The organism is Pedobacter sp. PLR, assembly GCF_026239675.1.
Classification (GTDB): Bacteria; Bacteroidota; Bacteroidia; order Sphingobacteriales; family Sphingobacteriaceae; genus Pedobacter.
This window is the reverse complement of the sequence record NZ_JAPIVQ010000009.1, coordinates 78,612-95,759: the sequence shown is the minus strand read 5'-3', so window position 1 is coordinate 95,759 and position 17,148 is coordinate 78,612. Positions and strand designations below refer to the sequence as shown.

Sequence of the window (17,148 nt, the reverse complement as noted above, 5' to 3'; positions counted from 1 at the left end):
AAAATGAACCACAGTACAATTTCGCCCTCTAAACGTTTGCTTTCTCTTGATTTTATGCGCGGCCTGATCATGGTCTTATTAGCGCTGGAAAGTACTGAACTCTATGTTTATATCCAGCATTTATGTCGCAAAGGAAGCTTCGCCGCTTCGGTAATGACCCAGTTTTTTCATAACGACTGGCGTGGAATACATTTCTGGGATCTGATTCAGCCTGCTTTTATGTTTATGGCCGGTATCGCCATGACTTATTCCTTAACCCGGCAAAAGGCGCAGGGGATGTCCTGGAATGATCGCTTTTTGAAGATTTTAAAACGGAGTGCCTTATTGTTGTTCTGGGGAATTATGAAAAGAATCCATAGCCCGGATTGGCTATCCTTAAACGCATTGGACTTCACTGATATTTTAACCCAACTTGCTTTTACCAGCATCATTGCTTTTCTATTATTTGATTTTAAAATCAAATATCAGGTGCTGGCTGCAATTGGCATCTTACTGGTAACGGAGTTTCTGTATCGTTTCTGGTATATTCCAGGATATGTGGAGGGGTATACAGATGGCCATAACATTGGCAGTTACATCGATTTTCTGTTGTTTCAACAGAAAGAAAATCACTATGTTTTTATCAATTGGTTGCCTACTGCAGTGCATACGCTTTCCGGCGTAATTGTAGGGAAATTATTTATGCAATTCAAAAGTCCTTTATCCTGGTTGTTACCGCTTGGACTGGCTTTGAATCTAACAGGTTATGCACTGGACTTTTTCGAAGTAACTTTAATGATTAAACCCATTGCCACTAGCTCCTTCGTATTGGTCTCTCTGGGGTTCTGTTGTTGGATGGTGGCCTTATGCTATTGGTGGATTGACCTCCGAAAACACCAGAAAGGATTGCTTTTTTTCCAGGTTTTCGGGATGAACTCCATCTTTATTTACCTGTTTTTCGATATCGTAGGGCGTAACTGGTTCAATGGTTATGTGATTATGCTACTCAGTCCGATAGAACCTTTGATTGGTTTAACTCACAGCTGGTTTTTGGTCATCGCTGCACTGGTGACCTTTGCCGCAGAATGGGGGATTTGCTATTTCTTATACCGGAAGAAGATCTTTTTCAAACTATAATGAGTTGTTTTTGAGGGGCTGATTATTGAAGATTTAATCGCAAAAGGAGTTTAAAAAGCTTCATTCAAACCAAGGAATAATCCTTTAGCGCCGTAATTACCAAAAGCATAATCCACACATAAATTGGTTCTTGTTGCTTTGTTAAAGAGGATGCGCAGACCAGCGCCACCTGCTGGCTGCCATTTCTGAAACAACTTAGTTCCGGAATCGTCATTTGCCGTTTGAATGTTAAAGAAGGTTACGCCGCTTAAAAACTTGTTTTTGGTAATCGGAAAACGGTATTCTACTTCCGAATAGAAGTAATCCGTGCCTTTAAAGTATCCTACAGTATAGCCTCTGCCACTCCTGAAACCCGGGTCTTTCCCGGTTCCTGGTAGTTCCAGGTAAGGAAGTGTTCCACTGATCAGGTACGATCCCCAGTTCCAGAAAGCGATCACGTGTTCTGGATTCCTGGACGAAAGGCTCCAGTATTTTCGGAAATCCGTAGTCACCTGTACAGCATTTTTCGTACTACCGATCCAGGTTTGGTTTACCCGAACTCCGGCATCGGCATACATTCCTTTGTAGGCACGGTTCTGATGGTCGCGTGTGGTGTATTGCAGGTTAAATAGAAAACCGTTAGAAAGGTAATGGTCAGTTTTAAATCCGCGTGCTTTACTATAAATATGGTAAGGAGTGAGGTTGTCCGGATGGTCTCTGTCCTCTAGTTGTCTTCTGATGTCAATTGAAACTCCGGCACCAACAAAAAGGTGATCCATCACTTGTTTGTACACCTTTTCTCTGAAATTGTAATATTCGCCATGAATCACATAACCTTTGCGGTCAGGATTAGCCAGGATAATTTCTTCCGGTGTTCCGGTTACATTTGCACCTATTCCGAATCCGAAATCCGGAATTACCGTTTTCGCGGCAACCAGACTTCCCTGGAAATTCCAGCGGTTTCCCGGCGTATATATATTATGACTGAGGTAAAAGTAAATGATTCCTTTAGTGGTGATAGAAGCCGAGGTGGCCGCAATAGACATCAGCGTATTTGGCTCATGGCCAAGTACCTTTCCTGCGACAGCTTTAAGGCCAATCTGGGCACCAATACTAGGGTTGTAGGCAATACTAGGCATAGGCGTAATACCTGATTTTTTCTGTGCCGGCTTTTGAGGCTTTCCCGGATGGAAGATCTGGTGAATTAAATCACCGATGTCGTAAGCGTTCTTTACGCTATCCTTATTCAGGGAATCTTTAACGGATGTCGTTTGTCCATACCCGTATTCTAAGCCGGAGCCGCTCAGGACCAATAATACTATGCTTATTTTGTAGAATTGCTTAATCTTCAATTTACTTAAATTAATAACTGCATTTAAACCTTTGAGGTGTTTCCGATAATGCCTTACCCGAGTTCAGCAAAGCTAGTGTTTGATTCGTAAAATAACGCGCAATTACTGTTCCAATAAAAAACGTCACCATATTGATACCTGTTAGAAATTAGGCCTCTGGTTTACTCTTTTGACAATGTGACGATATCTTTCACTTCTAAGATTTGCTTTGGATATCCCTTTTTTACGGAATTGATCATCGCCAGTCCGACTTCTGCTAAGGTGCAAAATCCGGCAGGGAAAAATTTTCGGCCAATAGGGTATATCCAGGAAATGTATTTGTAAAAGCTTTTAACGTTTTTCTGTCCCGGCGATGCTTTCATAAAGCCCGGTCGAAACATATAAGCGTTTTTGAAAAGTCGCATCAAAGCGTTTTCCGTCGCCCCTTTAACCCTTGCCCAGGCAATTTTTCCTTGCTCCGTACTGTCGGTACCGGCACCGGAAACATAGCAAAAAGTCATTTCCGGATTTAAGCTGACCAGATGTTTCCCTGCGGCTAAAGTAAGGTCGTAGGTGATGTGCTGGTATTCTTCTTTACTTATTCCAACCGAAGAAATCCCAAGGCAAAAGAAACAGGCGTTGTAGCCGGTTAGCTGAGGATCCAATGCTTCCAGGTTGAAAAAGTCTTTATGAATAACCTCTTTTAATTTCGGATGACTCAGGCCTCCCGGCTTTCTGTTGATCACTAAAACCTGTGCTACATCCGGATGTTCCAGGCAGGTCAACAGTACACCTTCTCCAACCATGCCAGTCGCTCCGGTAATAATTGCTTTTATTTTCATGGTTTAAAAGGTTTTTTCTAAAGTATTTATACTAATGTAATAAATTTCTCCATGACCAGCCTGTCTGCCATTTTGCTCGCTGAGAAACAGAAAGGAGCCTAAATTTGTTGCGCTGATTGGAAACATATATATTTAATGATGAAAACAATTAACGGCCTCAATCCACTATTCCTGATTCGTGTAGCAATTGCAACGATTTTTTTATCCCATAGTTTACATGGCGTTATTAATCACACCGTAAATGACTTTGGGGAGTTCTACCTGAATAAGGTGGGATTTGCTCCTTTTGGTGTTTATGTGGCCTGGGCATTGATGGCTTTTGAAATCATTGGTTCCATATTGATATTATTTGGAAAATTCCTGAAATATGTTGTTCCGGTGTTTGTTATAATCTTACTGATCGGAATTGTACTGGTTCATTACCCTGATGGATGGTATGTAGTAGGACCTGGAAGAAACGGAATGGAATTTAGTTTCGTACTTATTATTTGTCTGATTGCAATCTGTATTCCTGTTAAGGGACGACGGAGGTAGGGGGATTATTCCCCCAGCCATTCTTCTATGTTTCTTTTGATATCCTCATAAAATATTTGATAAGTGTCTGCTGTAACATAGCCTATATGTGGTGTGGCGAGGACATTTGGTAACGTCCGAAAGGGGTGCTGGGCTGGCAAAGGTTCCAGATCATATACATCCAGCCCCGCAGCAGCGATCTTTTTCTTTTTCAAAACGGCAATCAATGCCTTTTCATCCACTAATGGACCTCTGGAAGTATTGATAAAGAATGCGCCTGGCTTCATCAGGTCCAGCTCTTTTCCGGTAATAATATTCCTGCTTCTTGAACTGAGAATCAAGTGTACCGTTACAAAATCAGCAGTCCGAAACAGCTCTTCCTTGCTCACCAATTTTGCACCCTGAGCATGCGCTTTTTCTTCGGTCAGGTTTTCGCTCCAGGCAATAACTTCCATTTCAAATGCCCTGGCATAGCGGGCAATAGCACTGCCAATGTTCCCCAGACCAATAATACCAATGGTTTTTCCCTTCAAATCAACACCGATTTCTGTTTGCCAGCCGCCTTTGCGGACATTGTCAGACTCCCGGACCAGGTGTTTTGCCAATGCCAGTAATAAGGCCCAGGTCAGTTCCGGTGCACCATTAGATTCATATCTTGTTGGAGAAATGGTAATTCCCAACTCTTCAGCAGCCTTTATATCGATAGATGCGTTTCGCTGCCCCGTGGAAATAATAAGTTTCAGGTTTGGCAATTGGGAAAGGATTTCCCTCGTCATCGGTGTACGTTCCCGCATCACAGCGATTATCTGGTAGGGTTTAAGTCTGTCGATGATCTCATTAGTCTCGGTTAGATGATCATTAAAAACAGTGATTTCTGCAAGTTCCTCTATTTCCGACCAATCTCCGTAAGTCAGTGCTACATTTTGATAATCGTCTAGTATGGCAATTTGAGCTAGTGTCTTCATGTTAATTCCTTTTATACAGAACTTCCGTTTTGGATTATAGTTTCGATTTACTGTAAAATATAAAACATTTTTAAGGACTGCAAGGGCTCTAAATACTATTCATTATCGAGGGAAGGGGAGAAGGAGGTGATTAATAAACTACAGGAAACCAGGGACTTCATTCAGAATCTACAGTTGCTATTGAACCTTAAACCTTCGTTTTGATATGGAGATCAGTCAGGAGCAATTATCAGAAATCAAGCAATTTGTCCAGTGTAAAGGCTTTGTTTATCTGGATGTGCAGCTGGAAATCATAGACCACCTGGCTTCGGCAACCGAAGAAAAGATGGAAGCGAATCCGCAGGCATACCAGCTTTGGGGTTTTTGGTTTTTCTACTATTGAAGACGCTATACTGGATGGCCTAAGCAGAAGTACAACAGGTTTTTCTGGAAGACCTTCGTTTCGTTTTTCAGCTACAAGTATATCTTATTGCTGTTGTTGGCGGTGGTGTTGGTTTATCAGTCGCAGCAGTTGATTAATAAGGAATGGGGCTTTGCTGCATTTATAGGACTTACAGGAATCGGAATCATTGCCGTACTGATTGCGAAGTATGTTCCTGTTAAATTGAACAAGTACCTGTCTTTTAAGGTCTCTTGTCAGTATTTCCTGTTTATGGGATCCCTGCTCATTTTTATTCTATTCTTCCAAAGCAATGTAGCGGCTAGCGAGGTCATTTTTGGATTTAATCCGACCAATGCGGGTGTATCTATACTATTAGTGCTTTTCGCGCTCTACATCCTCAGTGCTTTTAAAACGATGGAGTTAGGGATATCCGAAAGCAGAGATCTCATGAAGAAATATCAATACCTGAATTAGTTTTAATTGCTATATTCATATAGGAAGTTAGCTAATTAACTCCATAGATAATGATATGATTTATAAAAAGCCGCTCTACACTCTTTTTCTGCTCCTTCCTTTAACGTTTGCCAGTTGTGCTGTGACTTTTGCCCAGGAAAAACCTTCCTTTCCGATCCTAAAAAATGCGGATGGATATTACCAGCATCCTGAGCTTAAAGAATTATACCTTCAAATGAAGGTGTCAGGCAATAAACTGACACAGATCAAAGACTGGGATGGTAAGGAAATGTTGCTGGATCAACAATCTGACACCAGATTTTCGGACGCTAAAGGTAGTTATAGTCTCAGTTTTTTGAAAAACAGCAATAATGAGATTTCTACGTTAAAAATAGGGCAGGAGCTATGGACAAAGATTCCTGGCTATGCTCCAGAGAAAATGCCGGCGCTTACCAGTACTCAGGTTAGTGCGATGTTAGATCAGAAAGCGGAGCAGCTGGTGGCGGCCATTAACTCCAATTCCCTTATAGCTTTGACAAACTTTGTGAATGCTAATTTTTCAGCAACACTCAAATCTGCCATACAAGATAATTTTCTATTCCGTGCAAAAAATGCCTGGCGTGCTACTGGCGGTGTTAAATTTCACAAACGACTGTATTTTAATGCGAATGCGTTTTTTGGAGAATACCAATATGCCAGTGAAGATTTAAATAATGAGTTTGAGTTTAGTTTAAAGCTTGATCAGGAGGGAAAAATAAAGCTGTTTAACAGCAGAGTTGTTTATAGCCAGGATCCGGTTAAAAAAGTAAGCAATGTGGAAGCTCTTGTTGCAGATTTAGACCAGACTTTAAAGCGTTTAGCTCAAAAAGACGCTTTTTCCGGTGCTGTTCTTTTAGCTAAAGGAGACCGCATTTTATATGAATCTGCCACTGGATCGGCGATAAAAGAGGAGGGAGTCAGGAATACTTTAACTACAAAGTTCAATCTTGGCTCGATGAACAAGATGTTTACCGCAGTGGGAATTATGCAACTGGTAGAACAAGGCAAGCTCAATTTGAATGATCCGGTAGCTAAGTTTTTGGATAGTACCTGGTTGCCAGCAGCACTCGCTGATCAAATCAAAGTAAGCCATTTATTGAACCATAGTGCAGGTGTTGGCGACTTTTTTACTGAGAAATTTCTGGAAGCTCCTGTTGCTCAGTTTCGAACATTGGAAGACTACAAGCCCTATGTCAAAGTGAACAAGCTGGAGTTTGAACCGGGAACATCCTGGGCTTATAGTAATTCAGGAATGCTGTTGCTGGGTGCAATTATTGAAAAGGTATCGGGGCAAAACTACTTCGATTATGTACAGGAAAATATTTACAAGGTTGCAGGTATGGAGGCCTCTGCCTTGCGAACTTTTGGAGGAAAAGAACCTGGTGAAGCTAATCCGGATGGAGGAACTAAAACGAAGCAGGCTGTTGGGTATCTCCCTAAAATTGATGGCTCCTATGAGGCCGTTTCAAATTCGGCTTTTACTACTTGTTCTCCGGCAGGGGGTGGTTATTCGACGGTTGCTGATCTCCATAAATTTGGCGTCGCATTGTTATCGGGTAAGCTATTGACCGATTCCTCAAAGCACAAAATGTTTAAAGACGAACTAGGGAAAAGCTACGGTTATGGTTTTCAGTTATCGGGTTCCACAGAAAAGCAGGTAGTGGGACATGGTGGCGGTGCACCAGGCGTAAATGCGGTGACCTATATTTTTCCTGATAGCGAATATATCATTGTTGTACTCTCCAATTACGACAGAGGCGCTGCCGAATTGGGAGAATACCTGCTAAATCAGCTGAAATCAATAGTAAAATGATTATCTGCGCAAACGTTTGTGTAAATTTCTGATAATTAGTAATCTTTTCGTAATTGATAAAGTGATTTTGTTAATCGTAAATCAAGGGTGTTGTTCTCTTATTGGGAAAATATCAATAGCAAAGTAGAATATGCTGTGTTTTGCTGGTTTCAAGCAAAGCATATCTTTCTTTTTTTGTGGGAATAATTAAGGACAGAGATTTTATATCAAGAATAAATAAACAACCACAAAAAACTGTTCGCATGACGCCAGGCACCGATAAAATGGAGGCTCAGGATCGATGATCATCATGGCGGTAACCATAATCGCTATGAAAAACAAAAAAGCCATCAGAACTACGCTGATGGCTTTAGAAAGGGGCATTGTTGTCCCGGTGATTTTTTTAACCTTTTTGTTGGTTTTTACAGTCTTCTCAAGGCTTCTGCGTTACCTAATTTTGAATCTGGTTTCGCAATACGTGATTTTCCGAACTTGTAAGTAAAGCCAACCAGCAGTCGTCTGCTATCGGTACGAATGCGTTCAGCTGATTTAAAAGTTCCATAGTCACGTTCCAGCAAATAGTCATTTCTTTTAAAGACCAGTTCGCTGCCGCCCAATCTAAACTGTCCGTTTCCTTTCCACAGATTTAATAACAGGGAGGCATCAATGTTTTTATTCCCCTGATAACTGCCTAAATCCTGGGTGTATTTTGTCCAGTAATAACCATCTATTTGTAGTTTCAAATCCTTCGTGATTTTGAAAATATGAGCGGTTCTAAAATCAGAGTAGAAAGCGGCAAGCTTGTGATTTGTCTCCAGTACGATACCTTCCGCACTGTTACGCCCGATAGGTGTGCCACTATTCATGGTTTCCCACCATTCGTTGATCCGGTAAGGGAAGAATACATTAAGCGCCAGGTTGGATGCTCTCTTCAGATTCTGGCGTTTGAAATAGGTGATCTTTGTGCTGTAATCCTGCTTTGAGGGGAATAAGCCAATCATTCCTTTGGTGTCGGTATAGCTAACCGATACATTTAACTTCTTAATGTTTGCGGTAAAGGTATAGACATTGTCGAATTGTGGTTTCAGTTCCGGGTTTCCCTGTTCAATGTTGTACCGATTCAGAAACACCGAGTAGGGAACCATTTCCGTATAGCGGGGCCTGTTAATGATTCTCTTATAAGATCCGGAAAAATTCAGGTCCTTATTGATCGTATGCTGATACAACAAGGTTGGGAAAAAATCAACTTTATCCCGCTTAAAATTACCAGCAAAATTCACACTGGATATTTCAGCTCTCAATCCCATTTGAAGCTTATCTTTTTCCCAGTCTTTGGTTAAAATCCCATACATCCCGGAGATTGATTCCTTCAATTTGTTGTCATTTGAAAAAGCAGGATCTACCTCTAATTCTCCGTTTTCAAAATCTTCATAAACCACCAATGTTTTAGAGTTGGTTTGTTGGTGCTTGAGGCCGGTTTCTACTGACCATTGCTTTTTAAACTGATGGGTATAGTCTAGCTGGGCAATATAAACATCAATATTTCCCCTGTTCCGTGTCTGGTAAAAGGGCGGATTTTTAATCACTTCTCCGGCTCCATTGTACATTACAGAAGGGAAGGACTGCAGGAGATTTCGTTGCCATGGGGTATAAGTCCCGAGGACAGTCAGCTCATTCTTCCCGGAATCAGAAAGCAGATGGTAATTCAGGTTATAAGTCTGAGAATTTCCTTTCTGATTAAAAGCACCATCTGTAAACAGCACAGAATCAATCCCACCATTTTTTCGGCCAAAGCTGTTGGTCGTGGTCCATGGGCCTTTAAATTCCACATCACTGACATCCACAAAAAGCCCCACAGTTTGGTTCTTGTCCAGCTGTAACTCCATATTAGTCTGGAAAGTGTACATCAGATTGTGAGATAAACGGGTCCAGTTATTGGTTAAATAATAGGAGGGATCAGTAGGGTCCTGAAACCTTTCCGATTCAATACTGAAATAATTGTCGCCTTTATTTACACCGGCATTGGCATAAATGGTCAGGTTTTTACGTTTGTAAGTGGCTCCGGCATTGGCACTACCGGTGGCATAATTCCCGGAAGAACCATCCAGGCGTAAGTTTCCGGTGACCCCTTCCACCTGGGTTTTCTTGGTAATGATGTTGATTACTGCCCCATAAGAAGCGTCGTATTTAGCGGAAGGCTGAGTGATCAGTTCCACTTTAAGGATGTTTCCGGCCGGCATGGTGAGCAGGATATTCTCCAATGAGGCGTCCGGAACCGGCTTATTGTCGATCAGTACCATGGTTTTCTTGCCTTGCAGGCTTAGTACATTATCCGCAGAAACCCGTACAAAAGGGGCAGATTTTAACACTTGCAGGGAATTACCTACCGCCATCGCACTGTTTTCTACATTGAAAATAAAGCGGTCACTTTTAGTTTCTACGATGGGTTTAGTCGCTGTAACCCGTACTTCTTTTAAAGTTTTATCGGAAACCTTCATCGCAATCGGTGCTATGGTAACCGCTGGAGCACCACCACCAACTTGAAAGGCTTTAGTAATATAGGCCTGGTGCCCCATCGAAGATACTTTGATTTTATACGTTCCCGTTTTAACTGTAGGAAAAGTAAAAACCCCTGTTAAATCTGTCAAGGCATTGATCACAACAGCAGAATCCAGCGCCATCAATAAAGTAACGGTAGTATATTCTAAAGGTTTGCCTTGCTCATCCAATACGGAGCCGGTTACTTTTTCCACTTTCAGGGAATCCGGAAGATTCGTACTGAATTCCTTGCCTTTACCGGAAGCCTCTGCTTTTTTTGGTGTGATAAATATGGAATAGTTCCGGGCATCTACCTTATACCAGGATAGGTTTAAGGGGAGTAATAAACTATTTAGCACCTCAGAAATTGGTTTACCCTTGTAATCAGCCACGCTATAATTGACTGTTTTCTGTTTCAGGTTAACTTCTTCATATAAGAAGTTGATTTTATGTTGCGTCGCTAATTCGGTCAGAACTTTGGTTAGTAGTTGTTTTTCTGGTGGGACTTGTTTTGTTATCCGTTGGGGTGTGACTTGTTTTTTTGTTTTAGTTAGTGATTGCTTTGCTGTGGCTCGGATTGATGCCTGTCTTGGGGTGGATTTGGTGATTATCTCTTTCTCCGTGGTTTGGAATTCTCTTGCTGTTGCGAACTGATGTAACATCATGACGCAGGTTAAGCTGATCAGACTGGTTTTTAGGTTGCTCATTTTTTGCGTTATTTGGTTGTAATCATTAGTTCCTTAGTATCTTGATTTGGGGTAATATTGAGGTTTAAAGTCATCCCGAGGGCCTTAAATAAAACCTGTTCGTTTTGTGTGCTCAATGATCCTGAGATAGTTTTCTTTAGAATCTCCGGGTCATCAACCACTACTTTATACCCATAAATATCTTCCACATAATTGAAGATCTTAGCTAAAGGAACAGCTTTGAAATACAACCTTCCATCTTTCCAGGAAGCATATTCCGCTACATTAATCGGTTTTTTAATCAGTTTGCCATGGTCAAATTCTGCAATATCTCCGGGAGAAAGGATCAGCGGTTTGCCGGTAGCGCCGTTTAAGCCCAGGCTGATTTTACCTTCCAACAAGGCTACTTCCGTACGTCCGCGTCTGTCGTTCACGTTAAAGGAAGTACCCAATACTTCTACATTGACATCACCGGTGTGTACCACAAAACGTTCGCGGTCTGCTATTTTCCCGGAAGTATGTAAATGCTTCACTTTTAAGAAGGCTTCACCTTCGATCCAGACTTCTCTGATCTCATTTTTATTCCAGTCCTTATCATATTTTATCTTAGAATTTGCGTTTAAGGTCACTAAAGAGCCATCGGGTAAAGTGATCGTTTTCAATTGACCATAAGGCGTTTTGATGGCGATAGGTTGGTTATTCTGATACAGGATACCAATTCCCAATAACGCTCCGGCTAATACTGCCGCAGCAGCATAGCGATACCAAAGTTTGCGGACTGGTGTTGTAAGTAATGTCGTTTTCGCCTGGATGGTATTCCAGATTTCATCCTGTTCTTTTTTTTCTAAATCGTCCTTTTCGAAACGCATAGTTAGAACGATCGCTTTTGCCTGATGGATGGGGTCTTTGAGCTGAGGATAGTCATTTTCGATATTTTGCCAATGGAGGTCTGACTTTTCATCAGGATGCAAGACCCATAACAGGAAGTCCTGATCATTGATCAGCTCTGCTAAGGTATAGGTCTCGTATGCGCTAATTTGTTTCTTCATATTGTTGCTTTTGATCCTATTAGCTGAGAATGAAGCATATTACCCCACCAGAATGAATAAAAATTTAAAATAATAGTTATCAATCTGGTAATCAGTTTAATAATTTCAAATGAAGCAGTAAAGAGAGTAGCATTAAATCGTCTTTCGACAGGTTTTCTTTCAGGAATCCCAAGGCTCTGGCCATGATTTTATAGCTCGCTTTTACTGAAATGTCCATCACTTCTGCGATTTCTTCATAACTCAGCTGCTCATAAAACCTTAGAAATACCGCTTCCCTTTGTCGGGCCGTAAGTTTGGACATAGCCAGATTTAACTGTTCCGTTACCTTGCTGCGATGTTCGCCATCAATAATGGCTTCCTCCACGTTTAAGCTGACTTGAAAAGAGTAATTATCGGTTTCTTCTTCATAAACCTCAAAGTTCTGCAACTGAAAAGCTTTTTTGAAAAGTAAGTGACGAAAGGATTTATAAAGGTAGTTTTTGAGGTGATCAGGGTTTCCAAGCGTAGATCTTCTGGTCCAGATGCCGACAAAAAGATCCTGAATACACTCTTTAATCAGGTCTTTGTCTTTACTGAATTTCGATCCATAGTTGTATAAACCAGCAGCATAACTGCGATACAGGTACTCGAAAGCATCCGCATTTCCGGCTTTAAAAGATTGCCAGTGCTGTGGTTCAGTTGGTTCAGGCATAGCGTTGAAATTTTGGCTAAGTTATAAATATGGGGGATTTACCAGTCATAAAAAAAACGTCCTTCCGCTAAATACCGGATTTAAGGACGTTTTTGTATAACAAAAGTAGGGTACTATGCTTTTTTCAGTTTAGACATTAAATACCTTCTAACAGGAATATCGTAAACCTTCATCACGATATATGCGAAACCAACTAGTAAAGCGGTGCCTATCGTAATGATAAAAAACAATTGGGTGGTATCTGGTTTATGAGCGAAGTAATAGCCAGCAAAAATCCATAGTACCATATAATGTGTCATGTACAGCGGATAGGAAATGTTTCCGGAGAAAATGCATAGTTTTTTTAGGCCTTCCTGTAGTTTAGCTCCAGCGCCCAAACAGATCAATAGAGGGAAATAAATCAATACTACAAATGGTTCAGTGATCCAGTTCCATTTGCTATCCGGCATCATGAAAGCTAGTATAAGTAATACGCTTAACCCTACAAAACCAAGGTTTGATTTGATGATCCATTTAGAACGGAAGATCAGTAATCCTGCTAAAAACGAGTAGGAGATACGGACAGCACCATGCCAGAAGGTCTCTCCACTCCAGCCGCCAAGCAGGTTTCCGCTTGTATAACCGATATAGCAAATGGCTGCTGCTGCCAGAATTGTTAAGATCAATAACACGTTGCGTGTCGCTTTATATAAGGCTAATGCGTAAATAAAGTTGGCTACATATTCCCAAAATAGGGACCAGGCAGGCGCATTGAGGCTGAATAAATTAAAATACCTTTCTGATACTACCGGATAAGGAATCAGGAAAACAGAGCTTAAAAATAGGAGCGTCATTCTGCCTGCACTATACAATTCTGCATGTAGATTAAAAGGGTCAAAGAGAAATGCCAGCAGGCCCAATACCGATCCCATGATCACTAAAGGGTGTAATCTGATCAGTCGTGTTTTTAAAAAGGGTAAAATGCCCATTTTACCGATCCTGTCGTCATAAGCGTAGCCGATGACAAATCCGGATAAGCAAAAGAAAAAGTCGACGGCCAGGAAGCCATGACCGATGAAATTCTTTGCAGGGACAAACACCACTTCCATGAAATGGAAAATGACAATGGCTACTGCGGCTACTCCCCGTAAGCCATCGAGGAGGTGAAAGTGTTCTTTGGTTTTTAATAAATCTGGACTTAACGTTTTAGCGTTCATTTAAAATGGTTTCGGTTGGATGAAATGATTTGGTTTCTTTTGTGTTGTGTAGCCTCAAGAATACCGAATTATTACGATTCTAACAAGTTTTGGCGGTTATCACCGGATTATAAACCCGTTATTTCATCAAAATGTTACCCTTTTAACTCGTTCTTAAAATACAAATCCCATTTATCCTGTAATTCCTGTTCTTCGCCATGTGCAGTTTCCAGATCATATCTGAAGTGGATTTTCTCCAGCGCTTTCATGGTGGTCTCATAGATCTTTTTGACTTCCTGCTGGTAGTTTTTGATGCTGTACACACCTTTAGATAAATTCTTATAAAGAATCCTGCCGTAGATCACGGCCAGATCTGAATGTCCTTGCTCATGATTGAGTAAGGATTTTTTAGCCTGCTCATCGAGGGCGGATAATCTACTGAGGTCAACAATAGACTGCTTCCTGTCGAGGGAGACGCCCACCATGAATTTCAACGAAAGCTGGTTTCCTTTCTGAGTTGCCCGATATCTATGTGTAGTTTGATGTGCGGTATAGGCAATATACGGCCGTTTTGAGTCTTTCAAATGAGTGTAAGAGCTCCAGTCTAGCTTTATTCTGTTCAATTGGTTCTCCTGACTGAAAGCGGCTTCAGGCTTTAATATCGCAAGTATGAGGAGAAGGCTGGCCGAAAATAAAACAGAGGTAAAGCGTATCATATTTCACAAAGAAGCGAAAAATCAGGAACATTTGTAAGTGTTTTTTTATTTTACCTTTGTACTTTCAAATCAATATGAAACACATTCATCCAGTCAAAAAATACCTGATTTTAGGTGCGATACCCTTAATGCTTTCCTGTAGTTCACATTATATGCTGGTAAAAAGCAACCGGACGGACTATAATATGAACAGTAATCAGCCGGTAGATAGTGCGGTGATTAAAACCTATCTTCCTTATAAAATTAAGATGGATCAGGAGATGAACGAGGTAATCGGACATGCTGATGTGTTAATGGAGAAGCTGGATAAAAAAGACGATAAGCCTGTTGCTGAAAACCTGCTGAGAAACTTCTTCTCTGATGCTTTGTTCCACGAAGCACTAAAATATGATCCGACGATAGATTTCGCGATGCCTTCTACCAATGGTGGGATTCGCGTTGCGCTCCCAAAAGGAGATATTAAGTTGTCGAACATTTTTGAAGTGATGCCTTTTGAGAATGAAATGATGGTTTACGTGCTGAGTCCGGCAGATGTACAAAATCTGTTGGAATACATCGCAAAAACTGGCGGACAACCGGTTGCCGGGTTAAGGATGAAAATCGTAAACGACAAACCAACCGAAGTGATGATCAACGGGAAACCATTAGACCCGACTAAAAACTACAAAATCTTAACTTCTGATTATGTAGCGGAAGGCGGCGACAATGTCCAGAGTTTCAAAAACCCGATAGAGAAAAAAATTATGGGCATCAGAATGCGCGATGCACTCATTACTTATATTAGAGAAAACCAGGCTGCTGGTAAAACCATAAATCCAAAATTAGATGGAAGAATTACTAAAGATTAACCGTAGAAACTTCCTTAAAACAGGGGGGATTGCCGCAGCAGCTGCCGCATTAAATTTAAACGCTTTTGATGCCATTGCCGCAGGAGATCTGGTAAAACTGACCATTCTGCATACCAATGATGTGCATAGCAGGATAGAGCCTTTTCCTATGGATGGCTCAAAATATCAGGGCCTGGGAGGAACCGCGAGACGTTCCGCATTGATTAAATCGATACGTGCATCAGAAAACAACGTCTTGCTTTTTGATGCAGGCGATATTTTTCAGGGTACCCCATATTTCAATAAATATGGCGGAGAACTGGAAATTAAACTGATGTCTGAAATGAACTATGATGCTGCAACGATGGGTAACCATGATTTTGACAATGGCCTTGAAGGATTTCACAAGCAATTGCCGCATGCCAATTTCCCGGTTTTATGTAGCAATTATGATTTCTCTAATACCTTATTAAACAAATCGACTTTGCCGTATCAGGTTTTTAAGAAACAAGGCATAAAGATCGGTGTATTCGGTATCGGAATTAAATTAGCAGGATTAGTTGGGGATAGAAATTACGGAGATACCGTGTTTTTAGATCCGGTGAAAACAGCAAATCAGACCGCTAGTCTTCTTAAAAATGAGCTAAAATGCGATTTAGTGATCTGCTTATCACATTTAGGTTATAAATATAATACAGATAGAGATTCTGATCAGCTATTGGCTAAAAACACCAGAAATATAGATTTAATTATCGGCGGACATACCCATACATTTATGGATCAGCCGGAAGATGTATTGAATCTGGATGGAAAGATTACGACGATTAATCAGGTGGGATTTGCAGGGATTAATCTGGGTAGACTGGATTATTATTTTGAAAGATATAAGGGCAAGCGTATAAAAACTGCTGCACCTTATACCATTTCAGATCAATTAGATAGTTAATAAGCTAATTAACAAAGGAAACCGCCTCCAAGAAGGTCGTTTCCTTCGTAGAATACTGCGGACTGACCCGGTGCTATTGCGGAAACAGCATGATCAAATACTACTTTGATTTTATCATTTTCCTGTACAATAGTACTTAGGGTTCCTGCATCTTTATATCTGATTTTAGTAACCACTTCATTCATTGGCTCTAAAATATTCTCATACTTAATCAGGTTCACATTTCTAACCAGGGCTTCATGACGTTCCAGTTCATCTGCTCTACCTAACATGACGGTATTGCTTTCCGGAAGGATTTGCGTTACAAACATTGGCTCACCAAAAGCGATACCTAAACCTTTACGCTGTCCGATGGTGTAGAATGGATAGCCTTTATGCTGACCAACTACCATACCATCACTGGTAATGAAGTTACCACCTGCCACGCGACCTTCTAAATCACCAACTTTATGCTTTAAGAAAGCACGGTAATCATTATCCGGTACAAAACAAATCTCATAACTTTCGCTTTTCTTAGCCAGTTCTTCCTGTCCCATATCTAAAGCCATTTGTCTGATATCCGCTTTTGCGAATGATCCCAATGGGAATTTAGTACGTGCAAGGTTTTCCTGAGAAACACCCCAAAGCACATAAGACTGATCTTTATTCTCGTCTAATCCTTTAGAAATTACATGACGACCATTTTCGTGCTGTCTAACGTTTGCATAGTGACCTGTTGCAATAAATTCGCAATCCAGTTTATTTGCACGTTTCAATAATGCTTCCCATTTGATGTGGGTGTTACATAAAACACAAGGGTTAGGGGTACGACCTGCAAGATACTCATCAACGAAGTTATCAATTACATAGTCACCGAACTCATCCCTGATGTCTAATATGTAGTGTGGAAATCCGTAATTTACGGCCAATGTACGCGCATCATTGATGCTGTCCAGACTGCAACATCCGGTTTCCTTACCGCTGGTACCTGAGGTCGCATAGTCCCATGTCTTCATGGTTAATCCGATTACTTCATATCCTTGTTCGTGCAACATCACTGCTGCTACTGAACTATCTACTCCGCCACTCATGGCTACCAATATTCTACCGAGTTTACTCATTATAATTT

General features: G+C 41.0%; 16 protein-coding genes. 7 read left to right on the top strand and 9 right to left on the bottom strand.

All coding sequences use genetic code 11. The annotated features are described in order from the left end of the window. The first annotated feature begins 3 nt into the window (after positions 1-3). Positions 4-1,116: a DUF5009 domain-containing protein gene (locus tag OQX61_RS20835; protein WP_265843745.1), complete on the top strand. Its 1,113-nt coding sequence runs from the start codon at positions 4-6 to the stop codon at positions 1,114-1,116. A 50-nt stretch (positions 1,117-1,166) separates the two neighbouring features. Here the strand turns inward: OQX61_RS20835 and OQX61_RS20830 are convergent, their stop codons facing one another. Both OQX61_RS20830 and OQX61_RS20825 read right to left on the bottom strand, forming a co-directional pair. Next, positions 1,167-2,447 carry a BamA/TamA family outer membrane protein gene (locus OQX61_RS20830; protein ID WP_265843744.1) on the bottom strand — a complete coding sequence of 427 codons (1,281 nt, stop codon included), beginning with the start codon at positions 2,445-2,447 and terminating at the stop codon, positions 1,167-1,169. A gap of 161 nt (positions 2,448-2,608) precedes the next feature. Then, on the bottom strand, positions 2,609-3,268 hold the full coding sequence (locus OQX61_RS20825) for an epimerase (RefSeq protein WP_265843743.1): 660 nt from the start codon (positions 3,266-3,268) through the stop codon (positions 2,609-2,611). A 135-nt stretch (positions 3,269-3,403) separates the two neighbouring features. On the opposite strand from OQX61_RS20825, the gene OQX61_RS20820 reads away from it, so the two are divergent. Further along, positions 3,404-3,802, top strand: coding sequence for a DoxX family protein (locus OQX61_RS20820; RefSeq protein ID WP_265843742.1), 399 nt, complete (start codon positions 3,404-3,406; stop codon positions 3,800-3,802). A gap of 5 nt (positions 3,803-3,807) precedes the next feature. Here OQX61_RS20820 and OQX61_RS20815 read toward each other — a convergent pair whose 3' ends face one another. Next, the gene (locus tag OQX61_RS20815) at positions 3,808-4,746 is read right to left on the bottom strand and encodes a D-2-hydroxyacid dehydrogenase family protein (RefSeq protein WP_265843741.1); all 939 of its coding nucleotides are present in this window, start codon (positions 4,744-4,746) and stop codon (positions 3,808-3,810) included. Between the two features lie 205 nt (positions 4,747-4,951). Between OQX61_RS20815 and OQX61_RS20810 the strand changes: the two genes are divergently transcribed. From OQX61_RS20810 to OQX61_RS20800, 3 genes are all read left to right on the top strand, one after another. Further along, positions 4,952-5,128, top strand: a complete 177-nt coding sequence (locus OQX61_RS20810; RefSeq protein WP_265843740.1) for a hypothetical protein — start codon at positions 4,952-4,954, stop codon at positions 5,126-5,128. A gap of 87 nt (positions 5,129-5,215) precedes the next feature. Continuing rightward, positions 5,216-5,602, top strand: coding sequence for a hypothetical protein (locus OQX61_RS20805; RefSeq protein WP_265843739.1), 387 nt, complete (start codon positions 5,216-5,218; stop codon positions 5,600-5,602). A 55-nt stretch (positions 5,603-5,657) separates the two neighbouring features. Then, entirely contained in the window at positions 5,658-7,433 is a 1,776-nt protein-coding gene (locus OQX61_RS20800; protein WP_265843738.1) for a serine hydrolase domain-containing protein, read from the top strand. Between the two features lie 401 nt (positions 7,434-7,834). Here the strand turns inward: OQX61_RS20800 and OQX61_RS20795 are convergent, their stop codons facing one another. The 5 genes from OQX61_RS20795 to OQX61_RS20775 form a co-directional block, all read right to left on the bottom strand. Next, on the bottom strand, positions 7,835-10,657 hold the full coding sequence (locus OQX61_RS20795) for an outer membrane beta-barrel protein (protein ID WP_265843737.1): 2,823 nt from the start codon (positions 10,655-10,657) through the stop codon (positions 7,835-7,837). Between the two features lie 8 nt (positions 10,658-10,665). Continuing rightward, complete coding sequence (locus OQX61_RS20790) at positions 10,666-11,685, bottom strand: FecR domain-containing protein (protein ID WP_265843736.1); 1,020 nt, start codon at positions 11,683-11,685, stop codon at positions 10,666-10,668. Positions 11,686-11,776: 91 nt separating this feature from the next. After that, complete coding sequence (locus tag OQX61_RS20785; RefSeq protein WP_265843735.1) at positions 11,777-12,376, bottom strand: sigma-70 family RNA polymerase sigma factor; 600 nt, start codon at positions 12,374-12,376, stop codon at positions 11,777-11,779. A 113-nt stretch (positions 12,377-12,489) separates the two neighbouring features. Then, positions 12,490-13,572 (bottom strand): acyltransferase, encoded by a 1,083-nt coding sequence (locus tag OQX61_RS20780; RefSeq protein WP_265843734.1) that lies wholly within the window; start codon positions 13,570-13,572, stop codon positions 12,490-12,492. A gap of 134 nt (positions 13,573-13,706) precedes the next feature. Beyond that, complete coding sequence (locus tag OQX61_RS20775) at positions 13,707-14,267, bottom strand: DUF922 domain-containing protein (protein ID WP_265843733.1); 561 nt, start codon at positions 14,265-14,267, stop codon at positions 13,707-13,709. A gap of 74 nt (positions 14,268-14,341) precedes the next feature. Here OQX61_RS20775 and OQX61_RS20770 point away from each other — a divergent pair, with 74 nt between their 5' ends. Next, on the top strand, positions 14,342-15,115 hold the full coding sequence (locus OQX61_RS20770) for a 5'-nucleotidase C-terminal domain-containing protein (RefSeq protein WP_265843732.1): 774 nt from the start codon (positions 14,342-14,344) through the stop codon (positions 15,113-15,115). Next, on the top strand, positions 15,093-16,040 hold the full coding sequence (locus OQX61_RS20765) for a metallophosphatase (RefSeq protein ID WP_265843731.1): 948 nt from the start codon (positions 15,093-15,095) through the stop codon (positions 16,038-16,040). The genes OQX61_RS20770 and OQX61_RS20765 overlap by 23 nt, the downstream gene beginning before the upstream one ends. Before the next feature lie 8 nt (positions 16,041-16,048). Here the strand turns inward: OQX61_RS20765 and mnmA are convergent, their stop codons facing one another. Then, complete coding sequence (mnmA, locus tag OQX61_RS20760; protein WP_265843730.1) at positions 16,049-17,140, bottom strand: tRNA 2-thiouridine(34) synthase MnmA; 1,092 nt, start codon at positions 17,138-17,140, stop codon at positions 16,049-16,051. Between the last annotated feature and the right edge of the window lie 8 nt (positions 17,141-17,148).

Coding starts and splice junctions, on each gene's coding strand:
- OQX61_RS20835 (WP_265843745.1), top strand. CDS start 4: ATGAACCACAGTACAATTTCGCCCTCTAAACGTTTGCTTTCTCTTGAT.
- OQX61_RS20825 (WP_265843743.1), bottom strand. CDS start 3,268: ATGAAAATAAAAGCAATTATTACCGGAGCGACTGGCATGGTTGGAGAA.
- OQX61_RS20820 (WP_265843742.1), top strand. CDS start 3,404: ATGATGAAAACAATTAACGGCCTCAATCCACTATTCCTGATTCGTGTA.
- OQX61_RS20815 (WP_265843741.1), bottom strand. CDS start 4,746: ATGAAGACACTAGCTCAAATTGCCATACTAGACGATTATCAAAATGTA.
- OQX61_RS20810 (WP_265843740.1), top strand. CDS start 4,952: ATGGAGATCAGTCAGGAGCAATTATCAGAAATCAAGCAATTTGTCCAG.
- OQX61_RS20800 (WP_265843738.1), top strand. CDS start 5,658: ATGATTTATAAAAAGCCGCTCTACACTCTTTTTCTGCTCCTTCCTTTA.
- OQX61_RS20795 (WP_265843737.1), bottom strand. CDS start 10,657: ATGAGCAACCTAAAAACCAGTCTGATCAGCTTAACCTGCGTCATGATG.
- OQX61_RS20790 (WP_265843736.1), bottom strand. CDS start 11,685: ATGAAGAAACAAATTAGCGCATACGAGACCTATACCTTAGCAGAGCTG.
- OQX61_RS20785 (WP_265843735.1), bottom strand. CDS start 12,376: ATGCCTGAACCAACTGAACCACAGCACTGGCAATCTTTTAAAGCCGGA.
- OQX61_RS20780 (WP_265843734.1), bottom strand. CDS start 13,572: ATGAACGCTAAAACGTTAAGTCCAGATTTATTAAAAACCAAAGAACAC.
- OQX61_RS20775 (WP_265843733.1), bottom strand. CDS start 14,267: ATGATACGCTTTACCTCTGTTTTATTTTCGGCCAGCCTTCTCCTCATA.
- OQX61_RS20770 (WP_265843732.1), top strand. CDS start 14,342: ATGAAACACATTCATCCAGTCAAAAAATACCTGATTTTAGGTGCGATA.
- OQX61_RS20765 (WP_265843731.1), top strand. CDS start 15,093: ATGGAAGAATTACTAAAGATTAACCGTAGAAACTTCCTTAAAACAGGG.
- mnmA (WP_265843730.1), bottom strand. CDS start 17,140: ATGAGTAAACTCGGTAGAATATTGGTAGCCATGAGTGGCGGAGTAGAT.